Origin of the sequence: Kangiella sp. (assembly GCF_048265365.1) — a bacterium.
GTDB lineage: Bacteria > Pseudomonadota > Gammaproteobacteria > Enterobacterales > Kangiellaceae > Kangiella.
Window position 1 is genome coordinate 276,485 of the sequence record NZ_JBLXBT010000001.1, and the last position, 23,269, is coordinate 299,753.

General features: G+C 44.6%; 23 protein-coding genes. 7 read left to right on the forward strand and 16 right to left on the reverse strand.

Annotation, left to right across the window (positions count from 1 at the left end; all coding sequences use genetic code 11):
• Positions 1 to 48 precede the first annotated feature (48 nt).
• Both rpe and ACN0VI_RS01290 read right to left on the reverse strand, forming a co-directional pair.
• Positions 49 to 726, reverse strand: a complete 678-nt coding sequence (gene rpe / locus ACN0VI_RS01285) for a ribulose-phosphate 3-epimerase (protein WP_417445500.1) — start codon at positions 724 to 726, stop codon at positions 49 to 51.
• A 151-nt stretch (positions 727 to 877) separates the two neighbouring features.
• Positions 878 to 1,621, reverse strand: coding sequence for a DUF3050 domain-containing protein (locus ACN0VI_RS01290; RefSeq protein ID WP_331892101.1), 744 nt, complete (start codon positions 1,619 to 1,621; stop codon positions 878 to 880).
• A 387-nt stretch (positions 1,622 to 2,008) separates the two neighbouring features.
• Here ACN0VI_RS01290 and ACN0VI_RS01295 point away from each other — a divergent pair, with 387 nt between their 5' ends.
• Positions 2,009 to 2,545, forward strand: coding sequence for a hemerythrin domain-containing protein (locus ACN0VI_RS01295; RefSeq protein ID WP_331892102.1), 537 nt, complete (start codon positions 2,009 to 2,011; stop codon positions 2,543 to 2,545).
• A gap of 112 nt (positions 2,546 to 2,657) precedes the next feature.
• On the opposite strand, the gene ACN0VI_RS01300 is transcribed toward ACN0VI_RS01295, so the two are convergent.
• Positions 2,658 to 3,785 (reverse strand): VanZ family protein, encoded by a 1,128-nt coding sequence (locus ACN0VI_RS01300; RefSeq protein WP_331892103.1) that lies wholly within the window; start codon positions 3,783 to 3,785, stop codon positions 2,658 to 2,660.
• Positions 3,786 to 3,937: 152 nt separating this feature from the next.
• Here ACN0VI_RS01300 and ACN0VI_RS01305 point away from each other — a divergent pair, with 152 nt between their 5' ends.
• From ACN0VI_RS01305 to plsB, 3 genes are read left to right on the forward strand one after another with little or no spacing between them, the layout of a single operon-like run.
• On the forward strand, positions 3,938 to 5,509 hold the full coding sequence (locus ACN0VI_RS01305) for an acyl-CoA ligase (AMP-forming), exosortase A system-associated (protein WP_417445501.1): 1,572 nt from the start codon (positions 3,938 to 3,940) through the stop codon (positions 5,507 to 5,509).
• Positions 5,510 to 6,736, forward strand: coding sequence for a pyridoxal-dependent decarboxylase, exosortase A system-associated (locus ACN0VI_RS01310; RefSeq protein WP_417445502.1), 1,227 nt, complete (start codon positions 5,510 to 5,512; stop codon positions 6,734 to 6,736). It abuts the gene before it with no gap.
• A gap of 23 nt (positions 6,737 to 6,759) precedes the next feature.
• On the forward strand, positions 6,760 to 9,312 hold the full coding sequence (gene plsB / locus ACN0VI_RS01315; RefSeq protein WP_417445503.1) for a glycerol-3-phosphate 1-O-acyltransferase PlsB: 2,553 nt from the start codon (positions 6,760 to 6,762) through the stop codon (positions 9,310 to 9,312).
• Here plsB and ubiA read toward each other — a convergent pair.
• From ubiA to ACN0VI_RS01330, 3 genes are all read right to left on the reverse strand, one after another.
• Positions 9,268 to 10,092, reverse strand: coding sequence for a 4-hydroxybenzoate octaprenyltransferase (gene ubiA, locus ACN0VI_RS01320; RefSeq protein ID WP_417446552.1), 825 nt, complete (start codon positions 10,090 to 10,092; stop codon positions 9,268 to 9,270). The genes plsB and ubiA overlap by 45 nt on opposite strands.
• A gap of 90 nt (positions 10,093 to 10,182) precedes the next feature.
• Complete coding sequence (locus ACN0VI_RS01325) at positions 10,183 to 10,740, reverse strand: chorismate lyase (protein ID WP_331892109.1); 558 nt, start codon at positions 10,738 to 10,740, stop codon at positions 10,183 to 10,185.
• Positions 10,741 to 10,803: 63 nt separating this feature from the next.
• On the reverse strand, positions 10,804 to 11,706 hold the full coding sequence (locus tag ACN0VI_RS01330) for a LysR substrate-binding domain-containing protein (RefSeq protein WP_331892110.1): 903 nt from the start codon (positions 11,704 to 11,706) through the stop codon (positions 10,804 to 10,806).
• 140 nt (positions 11,707 to 11,846) lie between these two features.
• Between ACN0VI_RS01330 and ahpC the strand changes: the two genes are divergently transcribed.
• From ahpC to ACN0VI_RS01345, 3 genes are all read left to right on the forward strand, one after another.
• Positions 11,847 to 12,410, forward strand: coding sequence for an alkyl hydroperoxide reductase subunit C (ahpC, locus tag ACN0VI_RS01335; protein ID WP_331892112.1), 564 nt, complete (start codon positions 11,847 to 11,849; stop codon positions 12,408 to 12,410).
• Positions 12,411 to 12,543: 133 nt separating this feature from the next.
• Positions 12,544 to 14,166, forward strand: a complete 1,623-nt coding sequence (gene ahpF, locus ACN0VI_RS01340; protein ID WP_417445504.1) for an alkyl hydroperoxide reductase subunit F — start codon at positions 12,544 to 12,546, stop codon at positions 14,164 to 14,166.
• Positions 14,167 to 14,287: 121 nt separating this feature from the next.
• Positions 14,288 to 14,521, forward strand: coding sequence for a putative signal transducing protein (locus ACN0VI_RS01345; RefSeq protein ID WP_331892115.1), 234 nt, complete (start codon positions 14,288 to 14,290; stop codon positions 14,519 to 14,521).
• A gap of 10 nt (positions 14,522 to 14,531) precedes the next feature.
• Here the strand turns inward: ACN0VI_RS01345 and glpE are convergent, their stop codons facing one another.
• From glpE to ACN0VI_RS01395, 10 genes are all read right to left on the reverse strand, one after another.
• Positions 14,532 to 14,840, reverse strand: coding sequence for a thiosulfate sulfurtransferase GlpE (gene glpE / locus ACN0VI_RS01350; RefSeq protein ID WP_331892116.1), 309 nt, complete (start codon positions 14,838 to 14,840; stop codon positions 14,532 to 14,534).
• Positions 14,841 to 14,864: 24 nt separating this feature from the next.
• Positions 14,865 to 15,464 carry a rhomboid family intramembrane serine protease gene (locus tag ACN0VI_RS01355; RefSeq protein WP_331892118.1) on the reverse strand — a complete coding sequence of 200 codons (600 nt, stop codon included), beginning with the start codon at positions 15,462 to 15,464 and terminating at the stop codon, positions 14,865 to 14,867.
• Positions 15,457 to 15,918, reverse strand: a complete 462-nt coding sequence (locus tag ACN0VI_RS01360) for a GNAT family N-acetyltransferase (RefSeq protein WP_417445505.1) — start codon at positions 15,916 to 15,918, stop codon at positions 15,457 to 15,459. The genes ACN0VI_RS01355 and ACN0VI_RS01360 overlap by 8 nt, the downstream gene beginning before the upstream one ends.
• 15 nt (positions 15,919 to 15,933) lie before the next feature.
• The gene (gene tdh / locus ACN0VI_RS01365) at positions 15,934 to 16,959 is read right to left on the reverse strand and encodes an L-threonine 3-dehydrogenase (RefSeq protein WP_417445506.1); all 1,026 of its coding nucleotides are present in this window, start codon (positions 16,957 to 16,959) and stop codon (positions 15,934 to 15,936) included.
• A gap of 20 nt (positions 16,960 to 16,979) precedes the next feature.
• Positions 16,980 to 18,176, reverse strand: coding sequence for a glycine C-acetyltransferase (locus ACN0VI_RS01370; protein ID WP_417445507.1), 1,197 nt, complete (start codon positions 18,174 to 18,176; stop codon positions 16,980 to 16,982).
• Between the two features lie 204 nt (positions 18,177 to 18,380).
• Positions 18,381 to 19,874 carry a PH domain-containing protein gene (locus ACN0VI_RS01375; protein WP_417446553.1) on the reverse strand — a complete coding sequence of 498 codons (1,494 nt, stop codon included), beginning with the start codon at positions 19,872 to 19,874 and terminating at the stop codon, positions 18,381 to 18,383.
• On the reverse strand, positions 19,864 to 20,418 hold the full coding sequence (locus tag ACN0VI_RS01380) for a PH domain-containing protein (RefSeq protein ID WP_417445508.1): 555 nt from the start codon (positions 20,416 to 20,418) through the stop codon (positions 19,864 to 19,866). The genes ACN0VI_RS01375 and ACN0VI_RS01380 overlap by 11 nt, the downstream gene beginning before the upstream one ends.
• A gap of 86 nt (positions 20,419 to 20,504) precedes the next feature.
• Positions 20,505 to 20,861, reverse strand: coding sequence for a rhodanese-like domain-containing protein (locus tag ACN0VI_RS01385; protein WP_417445509.1), 357 nt, complete (start codon positions 20,859 to 20,861; stop codon positions 20,505 to 20,507).
• The gene (gene thiE, locus ACN0VI_RS01390; RefSeq protein ID WP_417445510.1) at positions 20,858 to 22,339 is read right to left on the reverse strand and encodes a thiamine phosphate synthase; all 1,482 of its coding nucleotides are present in this window, start codon (positions 22,337 to 22,339) and stop codon (positions 20,858 to 20,860) included. The genes ACN0VI_RS01385 and thiE overlap by 4 nt, the downstream gene beginning before the upstream one ends.
• The gene (locus ACN0VI_RS01395; RefSeq protein ID WP_417445511.1) at positions 22,336 to 23,112 is read right to left on the reverse strand and encodes a thiazole synthase; all 777 of its coding nucleotides are present in this window, start codon (positions 23,110 to 23,112) and stop codon (positions 22,336 to 22,338) included. The genes thiE and ACN0VI_RS01395 overlap by 4 nt, the downstream gene beginning before the upstream one ends.
• Positions 23,113 to 23,269: the final 157 nt, after the last annotated feature.

Sequence of the window (23,269 nt, forward strand, 5' to 3'; positions counted from 1 at the left end):
CAACCTAACAAGCTGTCAATTATCTTGCAAATGACGATTTATCGAGGGCTAGCCAACTCGACCCTTCGCAGCGTTCTCTTTCATGGTGTGAATGACTTTGCCGTAATCATCCGCATTAAACACTGCAGATCCCGCCACAAAGGTATCAGCACCACAGGCGGCTATTTCTTCGATGTTATCAACCTTTACACCGCCATCTATCTCTAATCGAATATCCAGACCTCGTTCATCAATTATGCGGCGCACCTGTTGGCACTTTTGCAAGGTGTGTGGAATAAAGCTTTGGCCACCGAAACCTGGATTAACAGACATCAACAGCACCATATCTAGCTTTTCAATCACATAATCGAGAACACTTAATGGCGTTGCTGGATTGAGGACGATGCCAGCCTTACAGCCCTGCTCTTTGATCAAACTAATAGTGCGATCTACATGCTTAGAGGCTTCAGGATGAAAAGTGATATAGCTAGCGCCAGCTTTAGCAAAATCAGGAATAATCCTATCCACTGGCTCGACCATCAGATGCACATCAATCGGTGCTGTAATGCCATGGTTTCTCAGCGCTTCGCAGACCATAGGACCAATTGTAAGGTTCGGCACATAGTGATTGTCCATCACATCAAAGTGAACCCAATCGGCTCCAGCTTTAAGAACATTGTCGACTTCTTCACCAAGGCGGGCAAAATCAGCGGATAGAATAGAGGGAGCAATAACGATATCTTGCATAACAGCACTTATTGGATGGATTTAAGGCATTGTAACCAAACTTGATTTTAAGTGCTAATGAAGACTGCCGGATAAAAAGTGCCGCCTACTCGACCAGGCGAGCAGGCAGCGAGGGGTTAGTCTTTATGACCAGACATCAAAACTAAATAATTTATGCAGCTCGGATTCCTGATTTTTGAGCCAGTGCTTTTTCAACTTGGTTCCAAAGTGCATCACGCATTTGCAGGCACTCTTCGCCGACGCTCAACGCACGCTGCCATTTGTCTTTATCGTCACCACAAATCGCTTTAAGACATTTTTCGGCTAATGGGCCGTGCTCATCGCCATCCAGCTCAATGTGTCGCTCTAAATAATAGATCAGCGTAGGACAATCAGCATTTTCTCGGATTAGTGCATCTTTAATGCCGGTAAACATTTCTGGGATGAGTTTTTCACGCCCATAAAGAAAAGCTGCTGCGACTTCTTCATCGGTTCCCTTTTCAGCTAGCTTCAAGTTATATTCTACAAACTCACGTGCTCCTTCAGGAATAATACTGGTATCAAGCGTCGCCACAAATTGCTGGACCTTGGCAACGTCCGCACCCACCTCATGCATTGCTTCGAGGTAAAGAGAGTAGTGACTAATAGGGTGACCATTCTGATCAAGGTCGCTTTCTTCGCCAATTACAATTTCATTGATAAAGCGTACCACCTCAGTAGGATAACCGGATTCGCGCCATGGAATATCGACACAGGTCAAGCGTCGCTGCAGAGCTTTTAAAAGGGTCATAAAATCCCAAACTGCGTAGACGTGATATTCCATAAAAGTACGGATATTGTCCGTCGAGTTAAGTAAGCCATAGGCTTTGTGGTGGGATAAGGCCTGCTTTAATGGTGAGAGTTTCTGTTCAATCATAATTTCCGTCCTTTGTTCAGCTATATTGTTGTAAAAATTTTTCTGTTTCTGTCATTGTTAAAATGCAGATCTGCATTAACTGTTTCTTTTTATTACAGTTTTTCTATGCCCCTCTAAATAATCACACCCTTGCTAAAATAACCATAAGCACCAAAGGGTTATTTGCGGTGTTTTTGAAATAGTTATCACTTTTTGTTTGTTTTTCATTAAAACGTTATAAATCCTGCATAAAAAATACTTTTTTTATCGATGCATTTCTGCATTGATCCAGTGGTCATTTCTGCATTCTAAACTATTGATATATATCAATAATTAGTGTCTACTACGAAGATAAATAAATATAAATAGTTTTGCTTTAACTTTCACAAATAGCTGAGGAGTCGCACCATGTTTGGTTTTATTAAAAACTTTTTTAGTGATCGGCCGGAATCCGTCGATACTCGAGAGCCAAACCCCATTCAAGAAGTTGATCTTACCAAGAAGCGTAATCATTACGGTGTTAGTTATGACCCCCACCTAATTGATAATCTCAAAGGCGATCATAACCATCTGGTTGGTCTTTATGGCCGGATTTGGACAGAAGGTTTTGAGGCAGGTGACCGTCAGAAACTTGCCGATTTGGTGACTCAATTTAAGCGTGACTTTCAAGCTCACTTACTCAAAGAGAACGTTAAGTTTTATGTTTACCTTGAACAGAAACTTTCCGATGACTCTTCCAGTATGGATCTGGTTAAAGATTTCCGCAGTGAAATGAATGATATTGCTCAGGCAGTGATTCGCTTTTGTAAAACCTATTCCAAGCCAATCATAACTGCAGAGCAAAAAGAGAGTTTTAAGAAAGATTTCGAAGCCGTGGGCAAGGTGCTAACGCATCGTGTTTCGCTGGAAGAAAATGAGCTCTATACCTTGTACCAGCCTGATTAATTTTTACCTATAATCTATAACCTATAGCTTCACTTCCCTTTTGCACCTGACTGAGCTCCCACTAGTCAGGTGTTTTTTTTGCGAAGCAGCCCATACAAAGTTCTTTCGCTGATTAAGGCGCTATTCTCGCTAGCCTCTGGAACAATGTCGCCAACACCAGAGCCATAATGATTGAGGTACTGTCTGGTTGCTTGCCTACGATAAAGAATTGTAGCGCTGTAACAACTACCACGAACAGGGTTAAGACTATACCTGCAGTTCGATAACTGGATAGCCACTTGCCGAGGAAGTACCCAAAGGAAGCCAGTAGCAAAGACTCACGCAACAAGGCGCTTAGATTATGCCAAGTGCTTCCAGTCAGAAAGTTATCAAATGGCATCCATTCAAAACTGTTGAGCGCGGTTTGCCACTGCCATGGGAACAGGTTTTGCCAAATAAACAAAACAGCCGCACCGACAGCAATCAAAGCCACTCTGAAGCCATGCCCAAGGTAAGCATGCAATAAAATTGCTAAAGGAACAGCGCTAATTTCGCTCCACCCTAAATAGCTTCGGTACATAGCCAACTTGATAATCAATACAAACAGGGTGATGCCGATAATAACGCTAACGTTATATTTCTTGGCAACCACACGTTCCAGAACATAGTAAAACACCATCCAGAACAGCACGCGTTCCAGCCACAACTCGAGTGACCAGCTACTTTTAACAATTTGATCTAAACCGTCGCCAAACTGCTTGCTTTCGAATACTGGAATATAAGGGAAAAACTGCCATGCTAACCATAAAACCAGCACCAACAAGGCTGGCGTCAACTGGAAACGCAAACCGCGTGGAATCAATCGCTGCACTCGCTTACTATTGGTGAAGCCAGCAATGGCAAAGCCAATCAGAATACCAATGGTATTGGTTAGCGCATCCGCAGCTTCGGGTATTCTCGATGGCAGGTAAAATTGCAACAACTGAAGAAATAGCGCAAATAAAAAGCCCCCAATAAACGTCATAACCAGCCACAGCAATGGCCATTGCCGCTTTTCTTCCTTGATGGTCAGGGCGCTAAAAAATCCATATGGGATAAATAGCAGAATATTGGCAATCAAATCGCTGCGAATGGTTCTATGATGCCAACTGAATAACCATTTCGAAAAGTCCTCAGGCAAAGCTCTACCCATCTCAAAATCAAAAGGATAGAGAGAACCGTAGGCTATAAACAGAATGACGATGTACCAGATGAGCCGCATAAAACCCTTTTTCTTAATCTATTTCGCTATCGGCTCAGTCGAGCCATGCGGTTGAGGTCTATAGAACCTAGAATGACATAGTTGTGCGTCAACAGCTGACGTAATTCATTGAAAAAGCTACAATAGCCGCATCTTTCCAAATCGGATCTATCATGTACTGCCAGCTTGACGCCATTGTAACTGCAAGCAAGCAAAAATTCGCGGACAAAGTCGCGATTGATGATAACAAACGTCAATTGACTTATGCACAGCTGGATCACGCTGTCAGTCGACTTGCGCAAAGCTTCCTACACATGGGCTTGACGCAAGGCGACCGGATTGCGATCTATTTGCCTAAGCAGGTAGAGACGGTGGTTAGCATTCTGGCAGCCAGCCGCGCAGGGCTGGTTTTCGTGCCCGTCAATCCTGTGCTCAAAGCAGCACAAGTGGCTTATATTCTTCGCGACTGCAACGTTAAGCTGCTGGTCACCAGCCAACAAAGAGCTAAGCTTTCAACGGACGCCCTGCAAGGGTGTTCTGACCTTGAACACCTGTTAATTATCGATCAGGGTTTAGAAGAAGATGAAACCGAACTGGCCATCCAGCAGCACTTCTGGCCACAACCAGATACTCAAGGCGCTCAAGCACCCAGTGTATCGGTCATCGATCAGGACTTAGCCGCCATTCTTTACACCTCTGGTTCTACCGGACAACCCAAAGGTGTCTGCTTATCACATCACAACCTTATTGCTGGGGCACAAAGCGTCAGTCAGTACTTACATAATTCTTCTGACGATAAAATCCTGGTCGCTCTACCGCTCAGTTTTGATTATGGCTTGAGTCAAATCACCACCGGTTTATTAGTCGGTGCAACAGTGGTATTGATGGAATATCTGTTCCCACGTGATGTTATTCGTCAGGTAGCTCAGCATCAGATCACTGGCCTGGCCGCAGTGCCCCCCTTATGGATTCAGCTGGCCAAACTTGAATGGCCGGAAGAGGCTCGTTGTTTGCGCTATTTCACCAACAGCGGCGGCGCCATGCCGAAAGCCACGTTAAGTCAATTGCGTCAGACCTTGCCCAATACACTTCCCTATTTAATGTATGGCCTTACCGAGGCGTTTCGTTCCACTTATCTTGAACCTCGGTATGTGGACACGCACCCCGATTCTATGGGTAAAGCGATCCCTAATGCACAAGTTCTAGTGCTACGCCCAGATGGAACCGAGTGCGACGTCGATGAGCCAGGTGAACTGGTTCATCGTGGCGTGCATGTTAGTCTGGGTTACTGGAATGCACCGGATAAAACCGCGCAGCGCTTTAAACCCATTGCTAATCATCCTGCCTATCTGCCTGAACTTGCAGTCTGGTCCGGCGATACCGTTCGCCGTGATGAGGATGGTTTTCTCTATTTTATTGGTCGCCAAGACGATATGATAAAATGTTCCGGTTACCGCATCAGTCCCGCTGAGCTTGAAGAGAGCCTTTACCAGCTGGACGGTGTGGCTGAGGTGGTTGCTATCGGCTTGCCTGATGAAGAGTTAGGCCAGGCCATTATGTTGTTAATCAAAGCAGATGGTGAATTAACTGAGCAAGAGGTGAAACGTCATTGCCAACAACAATTACCAAATTATATGCAACCTAAAGCTATTGAATTTATCGAGCATTTGCCACGCAACCCTAATGGCAAAATTGACCGCAAGCAATTACAAAATGACTATCAAAAAAATCATAAGGTTGAATGAATGAGTCATAAGATGCACGCTGACATGAATCAATTTGAATCCCGCGAAGGCCAGCTGGTTATTGCCGGTTATTCTGTTGAGGAAGTGGTTGCCATTGCCGGACAAACGCCTTGCTATGTCTATGACCACTCAGTAATTAAACAAAATGTTCAAAGGCTACGCAGCTTTTTTCCTAAAATCAGTTTGCATTACGCCATTAAAGCCAATCCGATGCCCGCGGTCGTTAATTATCTTTCGCATCAGGTCAATGGGCTTGACGTAGCTTCCGCTAAAGAATTACATGTCGCTTTATCCACTGGCATCTCTCCATCCAAGATCAGTTTTGCTGGCCCCGGCAAGTCAGAACAAGAACTGACCATGGCGATTTTTTCAGGTATCACTATTAATGTTGAATCGATTACTGAGCTGGAACGCATTATCAAAGTTGCTGACAGCCATGACCGTTTCGCCAATATTGCTTTACGGTTGAATCCTGACTTTGAATTAAAGTCATCAGGCATGAAAATGGGTGGTGGTCCGCAGCAATTTGGCATCGACGTTGAACAACTTGATGAAGTTTTTAAGTTGCTTAAACATCCCAAGTTAACCTTTGCTGGCCTACACATTTTTACCGGTTCACAAAATCTTAATTCTGGTTCTATCATCACTGCGCATAACAGTATCTTTGCGCTGGTTGACCGCTTGCAGCAAGAGTATGGCTTTAAACTGAAGCACCTCAACATTGGTGGCGGCTTTGGTATTCCCTATTTTCCGGGTGACCAGCTACTCGATCTTGAGCCAATTGCCGATAATCTTAACCAGCTTATTGATGACCATCAGCACCTCCTCCAGGATTGCGAATTGATTCTGGAGCTTGGCCGTTATCTGGTCGGCAATGCCGGTGTTTATCTTTGCCAAATTACTGATAAGAAAGTCTCTCGCGGACAAACTTATCTCATCGCTAACGGTGGTTTACATCACCACCTTGCCGCATCGGGTAATTTTGGTCAGGTCATTCGAAAAAATTATCCTGTTGCGATTGCCAACCGTATGCAACAATCTGACACCGAGTTGGTGAACATTGTTGGTCCTTTATGTACACCACTGGATATTCTTGCCAATAAGATGGAACTCCCAAAGGCAGAAATTGGTGACTGGGTCGCTATTTATCAGTCTGGCGCTTATGGCTTTACTGCCAGTCCGCGCGACTTTTTAAGCCACCCGCACCCTGTTGAGCTACTGCTCTAACTGTTTTATCAATAGAGATTTTTATGTCGATTTCATCTTCTTTAAAACATTTTTCGTTATCTTTACTCCGCTTACCGTTAAAGCTTTTGGTTCGCGAGCAGGGGGCTCCCTCTGATCCTAAGCAAGAGTTCGAACTTAGTAACGACGATCATATTATTTATATCTTAAGAACTCAGTCAGTTACTGCCATTGAGTTACTTCGTCGTCAGGCTTCTCAGTTTCAGCTACCCTCGGCTCGAGTAACTGATAAAAAATTAGCAGTGCCAGAGTCAGGCAGCTGTTTATTCTTAAATAACCGTCCCAGTATTTTTCGTCGCAGCCGCGTTAATTCTGCGCATAAGGCCTCTATTGCTAAATTAGTTCAGGCGCAAAAAGATAATCCTGATCAATCTTTTAAACTTGTTCCCGTTTCAATCTATTGGGGACGTAGTCCCGGTAAAGAAAAATCCTTCTTGCGCTATTTTATGTCTAACGTTGAGCAGTCGGGGCGTATAGCAAAGTTCTTCATTATGTTATTTTTGGGGCGCCAATGTCTGGTTCAATACGGTGAACCGATTGCGCTCAACTCTTCTCAAGTTAATCTTGATAATCCACCTGAAAAGACAGCCCATAAGCTGAGTCGTATTTTACGTGTTCACTTTAACCGTCAATGGGTTGCCACGGTTGGTCCGCGTACCCAAAACCGTCGCGACTTGATTGATGGCATTGTTGCTTCGGATCTCGTCCATCATGCAGTTGAGCGGGAAATAAAAAAGACAGGCAAGAGCCGCGCTCAAATTGAAAAACAAGCAGGCAAATACGTTAAAGAAATTGCCGCTAATTTTAGCCCACGCATGATTCGTTTTTTATCAACCTTCCTTACTCGGTTGTGGAATAAAATTTATGCCGGCATTGAGGTTAATAACCTCAAGCAGGTTCGTCAATTAGCTAAAGATTATGAGCTGGTTTATGTGCCATGCCATCGTAGCCATGCCGATTATCTGTTGTTGTCTTATCAGCTTTATCATGAAGGTTTAGTTCCGCCGCACATTGCCGCCGGTATTAACCTTAACTTCTGGCCAATTGGCTCTGTTTTACGTCGTGGCGGTGCATTCTTCTTACGCCGTAGTTTCCGCGGTAACAAACTTTACACCGCCGTCTTTAATGAATACCTATACCGCCTTTTCAATAAAGGCATTCCTGTTGAATATTTCCAGGAAGGAGGTCGTAGTCGCACCGGCCGTTTGTTAACGCCCAAAACCGGAATGCTGGCCATGACCGTGCAAAGTATGTTGCGTGGTATTCGTCGCCCCATCATGTTCGTACCAGTCTATATTGGTTATGAGCGTATGTTCGAAGGAAAAAGTTATGTGGGCGAATTACGTGGCCATGCTAAAAAACAAGAATCCGTCGGGCAACTACTCGGTGTTCGTAAAGCCTTAAAGCGTTTTTACGGCAAAGTGTATCTTAACTTTGGTCAACCGTTAGCATTAGAAGATTATCTGGCCAAACAGAACATTGACTGGAGTGACTTTCAGGGCCAGGCTCAGGCACGCCCGGATTGGCTATCTAACTTTGTGACTGATCTAGGCGATGAAATCAATCGTCGCATTAATGCTGCAGTAAGTCTTAATAGTGTTTGTTTGGTCAGTCTGTCTTTATTAGCAACTCCGCGTTTAGCTATGGATAAACAGGAGCTCATCGCTCACCTTGATTTGCTGATGACATTTGCCCGTCAAGCGCCTTACAGTGAGCACATCAATATTCCTGAAGAAAATGGTGCTCAGTTATTAGACACGGCCCAAAAGCTAGGTATGGTTCAGGAAATCAATGACCCAGCTGGCGATGTCATTTCTATTGAAGGTGATGAAGCGGTTCTTTCTACCTATTACAGCAATAATATTCTCCACGTCTTCGCATTGACCTCATTGATTGCGTCTATCTTTCAGCGCCATGACGATGTCACTCATGAGTATATTGCGAATGCTGTTAAGTCGGTTTACCCCTTCCTACATCAAGAATTATATGTTCGTTGGGATATTAACGAACTTGAAGAACGCACTGATCAACTCATTCAAACCATGCTTGATCATAAGCTTCTATTTAAGCGCGGCAATGAATACATTCCAGCCGATAGTGAAGCACCTGAATGGTCGCGTTTAATGTTGTTAGCACAAGCAGCACAACCAGCATTGCAGCGCTATGCCATGAGTCTTACCATTCTATTTAGTTTGCAGCCAGAACAGGTGATCCATCGCGCGGTTCTAGAACAGGAGAGTCAAAAACTTGCACAGCGTATCGCAGCTCTTTATGGCATCAATGCTCCTGAGTTCTTTGATAAAAATCTGTTTAAAACTCAGGTTAAAGTGCTGAAAGAACGAGGTTGGGTTGAACACAGAGAAGGCATTGGCATGCGTGCCACTGAAAGCTGTAAAGATCTATATCAAAGTATCTTGAGCATGCTCAGCATTCCTGTCCAACAGGGCTTGCAGCAGGCCGCCCGCAGTTTACGTCAGCAGGCTCGCCAGCTTGATCAGGTTCTGCCCGATGACTCAACCAAATTGGTAGTGGAAGACGATACCGAGAAAAAGGACTAGTCCAACGTAATTATTATTCAAAAAGGCGTTGAAGCATTCTTGACGATTTCTAGTGCGACAACGCCACATTTGCATTCCTATCAATATCGCTGCGATCACCCAACTAATATAATAGTAAATTCCAAACTCTAACTGCTCACCGACTAGATGCATTCCTAGTAAAAACAAAGCTTGAATGGTTCCCACCATCACCAGATCCATCTCACCAAACAAGATCGCCGTCGACTTCAAACCTAGTCGCATATCATCGTCACGGTCAACCATGCCATATAAAGTGTCATAAGCCAGTACCCATAACAGGGTTGATGTATAAATCAGCCAGACAATTAACGGCAGTTCATTCTGAATGGCGGCAAAAGCCATCGGAATTGACCAGGCAAAGGCCGCGCCTAATATAACTTGGGGAAAGTAGGTATAACGCTTCATAAAGGGGTACGAAGCAGCCAATGCAATTGCGGCAAAACTTAGACTTACCGCAAACCAGTTTAAGGTTAACGCCAACGCAAATGCCATTAGCACCAATAACAGAAACAACTTAAGTGCTTCACCCGACGTCACTTTATTCTGCGCTAACGGTCTCTGGCGCGTACGCTCCACATGCGCATCAAAATCACGATCTGCATAATCATTGATCACACAGCCCGCCGACCGCATTAAAAACACACCCAGACAAAACACTAACAAAATCCATAACGGCGGCAAACCCTCAGCCGCAATCCACAAAGCCCACAGCGTCGGCCACAACAACAAAAAAGTGCCAATTGGCTTATCCAACCGCATCAACAACGCATACTGACGCCACTTGTCTTGATTCAAACTAGTCCCCTTCTCGAATATGGTTATTAGTCTATTTAACTATTGTCATTCCAGTTACCGATATAACGGTGCATCCGGCAAAAAAACCTCACACACCAACATGCCATCGTTTTTATCTTTCTTCTTCCACAGCGAGCGTCTTGCCCACAGCTTCGACTGTTTGGAATTCACTAATAGGTTTTCTTTTTCTAAATAATGAATCGCGCTTTGATAGAGCTGGCTGGATTCTTCCAACTGACAGACCTGTAAAAACTGGCGTCTTAATTCTTCATCGGAAAACAGAATGCTACCCAATGGTTTATTGCCAAGCTTCTCAATCAAATGCTTGCTGGATACGGGCATAGTGGTACGCGCATAAATCCACGGCTGTTGCGGACCATATAGCAGCACTTCGCGAACCTGACAATTGACATCGCCATCCGCGTTTAATGCCGAAGCCTCTTCCGCTGTTAAAATGCCAGCTCCTTCATGCAACACCTCAAGCCTGACGTCATCAACATTACGTGACAGCTTTTCAGTTAAAGAGCCGAATTCCGCAAGCCATTCCGCCACATGGAAGGGAAGCTCTTTTATCGCAGCATCGTCGGCACTTTGCCAGTTATTAACATTCATCAATGTGTCAGCCTAAACTAAAGTGCAGTCATTGTACTGTATCTTAATCACAATACCCAAGGGTTAGGCACTCTTGCCAGCCAGCGCATCTTTACACACTTCTTTCAAGGCCTCGACACTGGATAAACGCGTAAAATTCGGACGAATGATAAAGGCGATGCGACGATGTGGCCCCGGTTCTTTTAAATGTACTGCAGTTAACGCTTTGTTTTGTGAGATCAGCTGGTCGAGTGCCATATCCGGGATTAATGTCGTTCCCAGTTTACCCAACACCATCTGGATCAAGGTATTTAAGCTGGTGGCGCCAAAGCCATGTTCCGTTTGCTCTTTGCTTAATTTACACGCATCCAGAATATGGTCTTTCAGGCAATGTCCTTCTTTGAGCAGCATCAGATTGCTGTGCATCATCTCATCGCTGGTAATTTCTTTTTGTTGGCTGTACTTATCACCTTTTAAAGTCACCCAATAGAAGTCCTCCTGCCAGAACTCCATGGTTAGCAAACCATCGCAGGCATAGGGCAAGGCCAAAATCGCTGTATCCAACTCCCCTTTTCGTACCTTTTCCACCAATACATGCGACTGCTCTTCGACAATGCGTAACTCTGCATTGGGGAAGCGTTGATTGAGAATCGGAAACATCTTGGGCAGCAGATATGGCGCAATGGTCGGAATCACTCCGACGGATAAGGGAAAGCTTAATGGCTCTTTGAGGCTTGAAGAGAGGTTTTGTAATGAATTGACCTGGGCGACGATTTCGCGCGCGCGATCCAGCACCTCTCTGCCAATTGGCGTCACCAGTACCTTTTTATTGTCACGCTCGAATATCTGCACCCCAAGCTGCTCTTCTAGCTGACTTAGGGCTGTACTGAGAGCGGACTGGCTAACGTGGCATTTATCAGCCGCCTTCTTGAAGTGCAATGTTTCTTCGGCTGCCAGAGCATAAGTGAGCTGTTTGAATGAAATCATAGGTACACCCTAAAGTATGCAGTTAATGTTCACTATTTTAGAACATAAACTTCAATATATCCAAATTTACTAATTAACGCCAGGTCTTTAAAGTAGTCCCCGAAGTCAATATTAACTAACCATTTTAGGAGATCCATTATATGGCACTTATCAACACTGAAATTAAACCCTTTAAAGCCACAGCCTTTAAAAACGGTGAATTCGTTGAAGTTTCTAACAAAGACATCGAAGGCAAATGGGCAGTATTTTTCTTCTACCCAGCAGATTTCACATTCGTATGCCCTACCGAACTTGGTGACCTTGCTGATCATTATGAAGAGCTACAAAGCCGCGGTGTAGAAGTTTTCTCAGTATCTACTGACACTCACTTCACGCACAAAGCATGGCACGAAACTTCGGACACTATCGGCAAAATTAACTACACCATGATTGGTGACCCAACTGGCGAAATCACTCGTAATTTCGAGGTTATGCGCGAAGGTCAGGGCCTTGCAGACCGTGGTACTTTCGTAGTTGACCCCGATGGCGTGATTCAGGTTATGGAAATCACTGCTGAAGGTGTTGGTCGTGACGCAGAAGAGCTGGTTCGTAAAATCAAAGCCGCTCAATACGTCCGCAACAACCCTGGTCAAGTTTGCCCAGCGGCTTGGAAAGAAGGCGAAGAAACTCTTGCTCCTTCATTAGACCTGGTAGGCAAAATCTAAGCTTTGCATTAGACCATTGGCTGGCTTCGGCCAGCCAGCTCTCCGAAGCTTGAGCATTTTCCACCGGTACATTTCCATAGAATTGTGCCGGGCGGAAAATATCCAACCAACGCAAGACAAAGGTGTAATCCCAATGTTGAATAACCAAATTTTAGAAGCCTTAAAGGGCTATACCGCCAAGATGCAAAAGACGGTGACTTTCGTTTTGCAAACCGGTGAGCACTCAAAGCGACACGAACTTAAAGAATTTTTAACCAGCTTTGTCAGCGTCAGCGATAAACTGCAATTTCAAGAACGTGATCTATCGGGTCAGGTTCGTAGTCCTATCAGCTTTGTTTTGGAAGTTGATGGCGACTCTGGTAAAGAAGATACAGGCATCCGTTTCTCGGGTATTCCATCCGGTCATGAGTTCAACTCATTGGTATTGGCTGTGTTACAAACTGCTGGCAGCCCGGTCAAGCTAGATGAATCATTAAAGAAGATGGTCGCCAACGTGAAGCAACAGATGAAGTTCGAAGTCTTCATCAGCCTGAGCTGCCACAACTGTCCGGACGTAGTACAGGCCCTTAATCAGTTTGCCTTGTTAAACCCTAACATTGAAGCCGAGATGATTGATGGTGGCTTGTTCCAGGACATGGTCAAAGAGCGTGATATTCAGGGCGTACCCAGTGTTTATCTGAATGGCGAATTATTTGCTAACGGTAAAGTTACTGCCGCCGAATTGATCGATAAATTATTAGAAAAAGATCCCAGCATTGCTCAGGCAGGTGCTGGCGAAAAAATGCCATTGCAGGATGTCGTGGTTATTGGCGGTGGTCCAGCAGGCGTTGGCTCTGCCATATACAGCGCCCGTAAAGGTCTAAAAGTGACCTTGATTGCTGACCGTATCGGTGGCCAGGTCAAAGACACCATGGGTATCGAAAACCTGATTTCGATACCAAAAACTACAGGCCCTGAATTGTCTGGCGCACTGCAGGCACACTTGAATGATTATGACGTCACGGTTAAACAACACTTGCGCGTTACCAATATCGAACAAGGCGATATCAAAAGTGTCACCCTGTCTTCTGGCGAAGTGATTGATAGTAAAACCTTAATCATTGCCACCGGTGCCAAATGGCGCGAACTGGGCATTCCCGGTGAGAAAGAAAATATCGGTAATGGTGTCGCCTACTGTCCGCACTGCGACGGTCCATTCTTCAAAGGTAAAGACGTTGCGGTCATTGGTGGTGGTAACTCAGGCATCGAAGCTGCGCTCGATTTAGCAGGTATTGTTAAATCGGTAACCGTATTTGAATTTATGCCAGAACTTAAAGCGGACAAGGTGCTAGTTGATCAAGCAGAAGCACGCGACAACATAACGATTCTGCGTAATGTCGTCACCAAAGAAATCTATGCTGATAACGGCAAGGTTTCAGCGATTGAATATCAGGATCGAACCACAGAAGCCTTACACAGCCTGAAGCTGGATGGCGTCTTTGTACAGATTGGTCTGGTGCCTAACAGCAAATTCCTGGGCGATGTGGTTGAGTTGACCCGTTTTGGTGAAGTCGTAATTAACGAGAAGTGTGAAACCTCACAGCCTGGTATTTATGCCTGTGGTGATGTAACTACGGTTCCATACAAACAGATCGTAGTAGCCATGGGTGAAGGTGCTAAAGCCTCACTGGCATCCTTTGAGTACCTGCTGGCTCACTCAGCGAAGCTTGAAGCGATGTATCAAGATCATCAATCAAGCCAGTCAGCAGCAGCATAGTAAGTTGTAGTCTTGTGAGGAGCGGGCCTTTGAGCCCGCTTTTATCTATAATTTGATTATTAAGGACAATTGCATTTGCCACTTCATCATGGCTTAATAACTATTAAATAAGGAGGTTATTATGTCTTTAGTGGTCGTCGAAACCTATCCCAATACCATGCAGGCGCATATCGCCCGCGGCCTTCTTGAATCCCACGGTGTTAGCGCCACCATACTGCACGAACATACCCACAGCACCTACTCATTTGCTTTAGGCGAAGTACCACTCATGGTTGAAGAAGAAAACTATATTCGAGCTAAAGAAATATTGAATGAAGAGTTGCCGCCCGATCCAATAGAAAGCTTTTCAGCTTAAGGTAAAAGCATTAACGCTCAACCGGATTATTCAGCTTCCACAACTCAAAGCCACCATCCATGCTGTAGACTTCTTTAAAACCATTGGCGGCGAAGTACTGTGCTGCTGGCTGACTGCTGTTGCCATGATAACAGACCACAACAAGCGGTTTTTCTTTATCTGACTCTTGAATAAAATCTGCTGCATTTTGATTGTTGATACTTTTTGCATTGGGCATATGCCCTGCAGCATATGACTGAGGGTCGCGGATATCGGCCAGCAAAACATCCTTGTCTTGCATCAACTGTTTGGTGTCTTCAATACTGATTCTTTTAAACATGGGGTTACTCTAAAAAGCTTGGGTCTAAAAAGCTCTGGTTTTTGCCGTGATGAAACCTAACAGCCCGCCACTGAGCAGACCGATTAGATGTGCAGCATTGGCTATATTGCCAAGCAATCCGGTAAAGCCTAGCACTAACCACAACAACATAAACTGCATCAAGCCCGGATGGACATACACCGGGAAGAAAGGGTCAAATCGACGGCGAATAAAGTTAAAGCCTAACAAGCCATAAACTACTCCGGACATACCACCGAATAAATATGCTCTTCCTGAGCCAAAATAAACAGAAGAGTAGTATTCACCCACATTAGAAGCAATGCCTGTGATTAGAACAATAACTAATAAATACCAGCCGCTTCGTGCTTTCTCAATTGAACCACCCTGATCCCATAGCCACATCATGTTGAACAATAGATGGATGGGGAAAGCACCTATCATAAAGTGCAGAAATATCGGAGTAATTAATCGATGTACTTCACCTTGCAAGATCAGGTTCCAGTTAAAAGCAAACCATAAGGTGTATTCATTGGTTCCCGACATGGTTAAAATGCTGACCAATACTGAAATAGCAACTAAGCTTTTGGTCATCCAGCCTGCCTGGGATAGAAAGTCTTTAAGCATCGTTTTCCTCGTATTGTCTTATCATACCTATATGTGGGATGCCGTCTTCGAGATAGGGTTCCGTTACTGTGACAAAATCTAAACTTGAGTAAAAATCCTCAAGATATTCCTGCGCGCTGATCTTAATATTTTTGGAAAAGTGTTGATCGCTGTAATTCAACGCCAGCTGCATTATCTCTCGCGCCAGTCCTTGTTTACGTGCTGATTGTTCGATGCAAACTCGACCAATCGCGGCCAAACCATGATAGTGCTCCAGCGACTCAAACAAACGTAAATAACCAACCAGTTGGCCATCATCATAAGCCAGTAAGTGCATAGCCTGTTTATCCAGACCATCCAGATCCTGATAGGGACAATTCTGCTCAACGCAGAACACAGCTAAGCGAAGTTGTAAGGCGTCATACAACTCTTTCTTGGATAACCCATTCCAGCTTCGCCAGCGTAGTGAAATCAAGCTAATTTACCCCTATCAATCCCAACTCAAAACCACTTTTCCCGACTGGCCACTGGCCATAGTTTCAAAACCAGTTTCAAACTCATCAATGTTAAAGCGGTGGGTAATGATTGGAGAGATATCCAAGCCAGACTGCAACATGGCGATCATCTTGTACCAGGTTTCATACATTTCGCGGCCATAGATACCTTTAATGATCAGGCCTTTAAAGATCACCTGATTCCAGTCAATCGCTAAATCGCTCGAAGGAATGCCTAGCATGGCAATTTTGCCGCCATGATTAATAGTTTGCAGCATGGAGCGGAAAGCTGAAGGCACACCAGACATTTCCATACCCACATCAAAGCCTTCTTTCATGCCAATTTCTTTCATGACATCTTCTAGTTTTTCCTGGCTGACATTAACAGTACGCGTTGCGCCCATCTGCTTTGCCAGATCCAGGCGATAGTCATTAATATCAGTAATCACTACATGACGCGCACCTGCATGACGGGCAATAGCGGCGGCCATAATGCCAATCGGGCCGGCACCGGTAATCAAAACATCTTCACCGACCAAATCAAAAGACAAGGCAGTGTGCGCAGCGTTGCCAAGCGGATCCAAAATAGAAGCAATTTCATCAGAAATATCATCTGGAATTTTGTAAGCGTTCTCGGCGGGTATCACCAGATACTCACCAAAAGCACCAGGGCGATTGACACCAACACCAACCGTATTGCGACATAAGTGACGGCGGCCAGCGCGACAATTACGACAAACGCCACAAGTGATATGGCCTTCGCCAGAAACACGGTCACCAACGCTTAAACCTTTAACTTCCTGACCAACTTCTTCTATAACACCCACATATTCGTGGCCAACAGTCATCGGCACTGGAATGGTATTCTGTGCCCACTCATCCCAATGGTAAATGTGCATGTCGGTGCCGCAAATGGCGGTTTTTTTAATCTTGATTAAAACGTCGTTATGGCCCAGCTCAGGTTTAGGATGATCGACCATCCAAATACCTTTTGCAGCTTTGGCTTTACTTAATGTTTTCATGCTCTCTACCCTAAACTGGATTAACTAATCACGCCAAGCTCTTTGCCGACTTTTTCAAAAGCGGCAATAGCGCGATCAATGTGTTCAATATTATGTGCGGCTGACATTTGCGTACGAATCCGTGCCTGACCTTTTGGTACTACCGGGAAGGAGAAGCCGATAACGTAGATGCCTTCTTTAAGCATCATGTCTGCAAACTTGCTGGCCAAAGAAGCATCACCCAACATGACTGGAATAATTGGATGTTCGCCCGGAACTAATTCGAAACCCAAGGCAGTCATTTTATCGCGGAAATATTCGCTATTGCTGCGCAGTTTCTGACGTAGCTCATCACCATTTTCCAACATGTCTAATACTTTTAAGCTAGCCGAGGCAATCACTGGCGCTAACGTATTAGAGAACAGATACGGACGCGAACGTTGACGTAACCATTCAACTACTTCTTTACTGGCTGAGGTGTAACCTCCAGAAGCACCACCAAGTGCTTTACCAAGAGTACCAGTAATGATGTCCACACGGCCCATTACATCGCAAAACTCATGCGAGCCTTTACCTTTTTCACCAATAAAGCCCACGGCATGTGAATCATCAACCATCACCAACGCATTGTACTTATCGGCCAGGTCGCACACTGATTTCAGATCAGCAATAATGCCATCCATCGAGAATACGCCATCGGTTACAATTAATTTGTAACGAGCGCCATCAGAGTCGGCCTGTTGCAATTGTTTTTCTAAATCTGCCATATCGTTATTGGCATAACGATAACGTTTTGCTTTACACAAACGCACGCCGTCAATAATCGAAGCATGATTCAAAGAATCAGAAATTACTGCATCCTCTGCGTCCAGTAGCGTTTCGAATAAACCGCCGTTGGCATCAAAACAGGAAGAATAAAGAATGGTATCTTCCATGCCCAGGAAATCACTGATACGTTTTTCCAGTTCTTTATGGACTTTTTGCGTACCACAGATAAAACGCACAGAAGCCATGCCATAACCGTATTCATCCAGCGCTTCCTGACCGGCCTTGATTAACTCAGGACTATTAGCCAGACCAAGGTAGTTATTGGCGCAGAAATTCAACACATCTTCGCCTGTCGTGACATGAATGTCTGCCGCTTGCTGCGAATCAATGACTCTCTCTTTCTTATAGAGGCCTGCTTCCTTAACGTCATCAATATTGTGTTGGATATGCTTTAGAAATTCTTGATTCATGAAATAACCTTTTAAATATTAGACACCTGCTCATGACAGGTCATTTGAAACTGACAAATTGGCGATATTCTAACATCTGCGCGGTGAATTTACTCTACTACAGTATGAAAATTATACGGCTTGATGGGCTTGTACTATTAAATAGTTAAAACCCACAATGATAGTGGGCTTTAATTTACTGGCGGTGGTGGCAAGTCATGATGACTACCACTTGAACTGAGTACCTTTAATTTTGTCGCTTATACCATTTTTGATCGCTAGTGCATCTTCGAGATTGATATAAGGGATATTAATATGGTGCGCTCCGATCATGGCACCTGCGGTATCCACTTCCAGGCTAGCCATTCGGTGGCGACGATCAAAAGGACTTTCTTTAACCGCAATTGTTTGCGTTTTCGGCAAACGAACAAAAGTACATTTACTGAAGATCACCCCGTCTTTGAAACCAATCACTTCATCATTCATCGTGTAACCCGCTGTGCGAATATAGGCTTTGGAGTAATAGACGCTATAGAGGCCCCAAACCAATAGCCAAACGGGGTAAGCATAAATTGAGTAAAGCAAGGTGGGCAGCCCGACCACCAAACCAATAATCAGCATCACTTTGAGAACCCGACGCCAGCCTTTTGGATGTAATCCCTTCCACTCGATAGCATTCCAATCCACGTCCGCTTGAATTTCTTTAAGCAATTCATCGCGCATGGTATTGGGTGCGAGCGGAACCACCTGCTTCATGCTAACGCCTTGTTGATCGCTATTGACCCCACCCGCCGTTTCAATGGTGATACCTATTCGCTTAAACCAACGATGCAACAGCGACTCATGAATAGTCAGTGACTGGATACGAGTGATTGGGATAGTCGCTTGCAAACGGGTTAACAGTCCTAGAGTGGCCTGCAATTTATCTTTGGCTTTGATTAACATAAAACCATGGAATTTGAGCAATGCCATAGCAATAGATAATATCCATAAGGCGATTACAGCAGCGATTAATCCGACAACGGTTAGAATGCTAAAATAGAGCAAACCATTCTCCATTTGCACGCTACTAATCAGACCATCAATCCACTGTGTAAATTGCGAAATATAGCTTTTGACTAAGCGCTCAACCTGGTTGTCCATAAATTGCATCATGAAACCAAAAAAGACCGCCACTGCGACAATACCGCGATTCGTAATCATGCCATATCGGACAATTTCACCGAAGGACAAACTGAGAATACTGTCTTTGACTTCTCCAGTATCTTCTTCCTGTTCTCGCTCCTCTTCTTCGCCATTAATTTTCAGCTTAAGTAAATTAACCGCCTCCATAGCAATGACGCTAATCACTGCTTCTGGTTTTCCGCCCGAGGCAGATTCCAGTTGCACTTTCACCACACCAAACAAGCGGTGTAATGGCGATTGCACCAAATTTAAATTCTGAATTTTTTTATAAGGCACTTGGCGTACATTACGAAAGAAGATCCCTTCTTTTACACGGATTTTGTCGCCTTCCAACCAATAGCGATAAAAACGATATTGCGCAATGGCAAACAAACTGATGATAAGTGCAAATCCCAAAGCATATAATTCCCACGAATTACCGCGCGAACCTAACAGGGCAATTAAAATGGGGAAGATTAACTTCTTAATATTGTCAAAGAGAATAAATAATGGGGAAATTTTATGTAAACGGTAAGCGTTGGTCTCAGACTGCATCACTCTCGCCTTCCTCTTGCAACACTGAACGCAATTCATGCGCAGTATCCAGTAGAATTCCTTCCAGAGAAACTGAGGCATCACGCGTGCCGGCAGTGTGAGTGACTAACTTTCCGAGTTTAAATTTACGATCCAATGGCCCCTGTGCCACATCGGTATGTTGAACTCGGTTAAAAGGCACTAGCGTTTTCTTACGCCACCAGACACCGCTTTGAATATAGAGCCCTTCGTCCGCCAGCCAATACCAGGTGTATTGATAGGATTTTTTGGCCCAAATAAAGCCGATGGTAAACACGATTAATCCCAATCCTAAACCAAGCGCCAACAGCCAGTATGTCTCACTGAGAGTTCCTGTTGCTATCGGCAATATCGCGACCAGCACGCTGACAATGGCGCTAGTGATTCGCGATACTTTGATTGAATCTGGATGAAGACGTTGTTTATTGTCCGGTAGTTGATCAATAAGGCTGCTGCTTGCTTGTTCTGATTGTTCTTTTGTTTGCTTGTCCGTTATGTCTTGATGCTGTTCTTGTTCGTTGCTCATAAGCGGTTTCCCCAAAGCTTACTTGATGAGTAGTAGTATATCGCGTACCAAGATACAACACTGTAGCAGAATGTTACAGTCTGTTATTATCGCTCTACCCTTTTTACCGCTTCAATACCACCGTGCACACTATAAACACTGGAAAAGTCTGCCTGAATCAATAGGCTGGCTGCATTAAAACTTTTCTGCCCAACCTGACAAACGAGCACCAGCGGCTGATCCGGATCGAGCTGGTTGATATGGCTGGCAAATTCGGTAATCGGAATATTCTGTATCCGGCTCTCCTGGCTTAATGATGCTAGCAACTCTTGGTCTGCCCCATAATCGCTTTCATCTCTGACATCAATCAATAAAGGCGCATCACTTTGACTGCTCCACTGTTTTAAATCCTGTGGGCTGATTAATTGCACCGCTTCTGATTCTTGCCACTTAAAAATACTCATTGCTTTGGCCTATTCTGTTTGATCAGCTCCATCATTCGCATTGCTGTTTGCTCCGGGTGTTGCGCTTGAGTAATGGCCGATATCATGGCGATACCAGAAACCCCGGTTGCGGCCACTTCAGCAATTCTTGATTCATTAATCCCGCCAATCGCAACCCATGGATATGATTTCATTAGATGGTTCCAGTAACTTAAATTTTTTATGCCGTGTGGTATCCAGGGCATCTGCTTACTGTCAGTATGATAAACCGGACCACACGCCAGATAGCTTGGTTGTATCGCATGCGCACGTGCCACCTCATAGAAACAATGGGTACTAACTCCCAAGTGTAAACCGGCGTCGCTCAGTTCTTTGATATTAACACCATCCAGATCTTCCTGTCCTAAATGAACACCAAAAGCGCCATGTTTTATCGCCAGTTGCCAGTAATCATTGATAAATAATTTCGCATCATATTTATTGGCAACTTTTATTGCTGCCACAATTTCACCTTCTAAATCATCACCCTGCAAATCTTTGACGCGCAATTGAATGGTAGTAATACCAAGAGGCAATAATCGCTCTAGCCATTGTGCACGGTCAACCACAGGATACAAGCCTAAAGTCTGGTTGCTAATAGAAGCAAATCGATACTCGCTTAATGCATATTGCTTAGTTAAATGCGGCATATCCTGTTTATCAGCAGGCCATGCTTGAACCGCTAACGGCCCTTTCTGTTCACTGACGGGGTAGCAGTGCCTTAGTCCCTGATTTAACACCATCTTGCCAATCACTACTGCGTCTTCTACTGAATAATCCAACGCTAACGCTGTGGCTATGGCTGACGACAATACGCACCCTGTTCCGCGTGTATTGTTAGTCTCTTTTCGTTCACTATGTAGCCAGAACTGATGCTGGCGATTAACAAAGAAATCTGATGCTTGCTCTGAAGCACAATGACCACCTTTTACTAAGACTGAACCTGCACCCAAATCTAATAGCTGTTTTGCCTGAATCTCGATATCTTCTATAGACTCAATAGTTTGACCCGTTAATATTCCCAGCTCGTCGATATTCGGAGTTAGCACCGTAACAAATGGTAGTAAAGCTTTTAGCTGGCCAATAACGTCGTCTGGCATAAACGGTGTGCCAGAAGAACTTTCGACTACCGGATCTAAAACCAGCTTGATTGGCTTGTCTGTTTTTCTAAGAAAATCTAGCAACAACTCAAACGCGTCTAGACTCGGTAATAACCCTACTTTTATAGCATTAGGCGGTCCTATTTCTTGCAAGGCTTCTAGCTGTGACTGAAGTTGTTTTTTTGAAGAAGGGTTAATCGCCACCACACGTTGACTGTTTTGCGCAGTCATGGCGGTTGTTATACAGCAGGCGTGACCACCAAGAGCTTGGATGGTTCTAACATCCGCTAACTGACCTGCCATGCCTGAGTTATCCAGGCCGGCGTAACTCCATACCACAGGCTTGTTTGTCACACTCATGATGATTCTTGATGCCAAAATGGTTTACCCAATACAGGCGTACTCGGTTTTGCTAAATCACGTTGCGGCATGGCTCCCGCTTTATAAGCATTACGCCCGGCATTGACCGCATCTTTAAATGCAGTTGCCATAAGCACTGGATTCTCAGCCTGCGCAATTGCTGTATTTAATAGCACTGCATCAAAACCCATCTCCATCGCCTGCGCTGCATGCGAAGGCAGCCCCAATCCTGCATCAATCACCATTGGCACATCAGGCAAACGCTTGCGCAAGGTTTGTAATGCATAAGGGTCTGTTAATCCACGTCCAGTTCCAATTGGTGCCCCCCAGGGCATTAAAATATTACAACCCGCATCCAGTAATCGATGACACAACACCAGATCATCAGTGCAATATGGAAATACCTCAAAGCCACGTTTAACCAATTCTTTCGTCGCTTCAACCAATTGAAAAGGATCCGGTTGCAGATTGTATTCATCACCAATTACTTCCAGCTTGATCCAATTGGTTTGAAAAATCTCCCGCGCCATCTCAGCAGTAGTCACAGCCTCTTTAGCCGAATGACAGCCCGCCGTATTCGGTAGCCAATGACAGTCCAACTGTTGCAGTTGCTTCCAGAAATTTTCACCACCCAAACCCTGACGGCGAACAGAAACCGTCACAATATCCGCCTCAGACGCCTTAATCGAATCCAGCATAATTTGCGGTGACGGATATAAAGCCGTACCGACAAATAATCTGCTTTGAATGTCTTTTCCACCAACTTTAAGCATATTTTTTTAATTTGGTTGTTTAATTTTGATAAGAGCGGTGCGTCACGACGCAGATCCTGCCCTAGGGGTACCCGACGAATATGTCACTTGTAAATACAGCCAACACTCATACAAAGCCTCACTCTTGCCGATAAAGCAAAAAGCTAAAGAAAGGCTA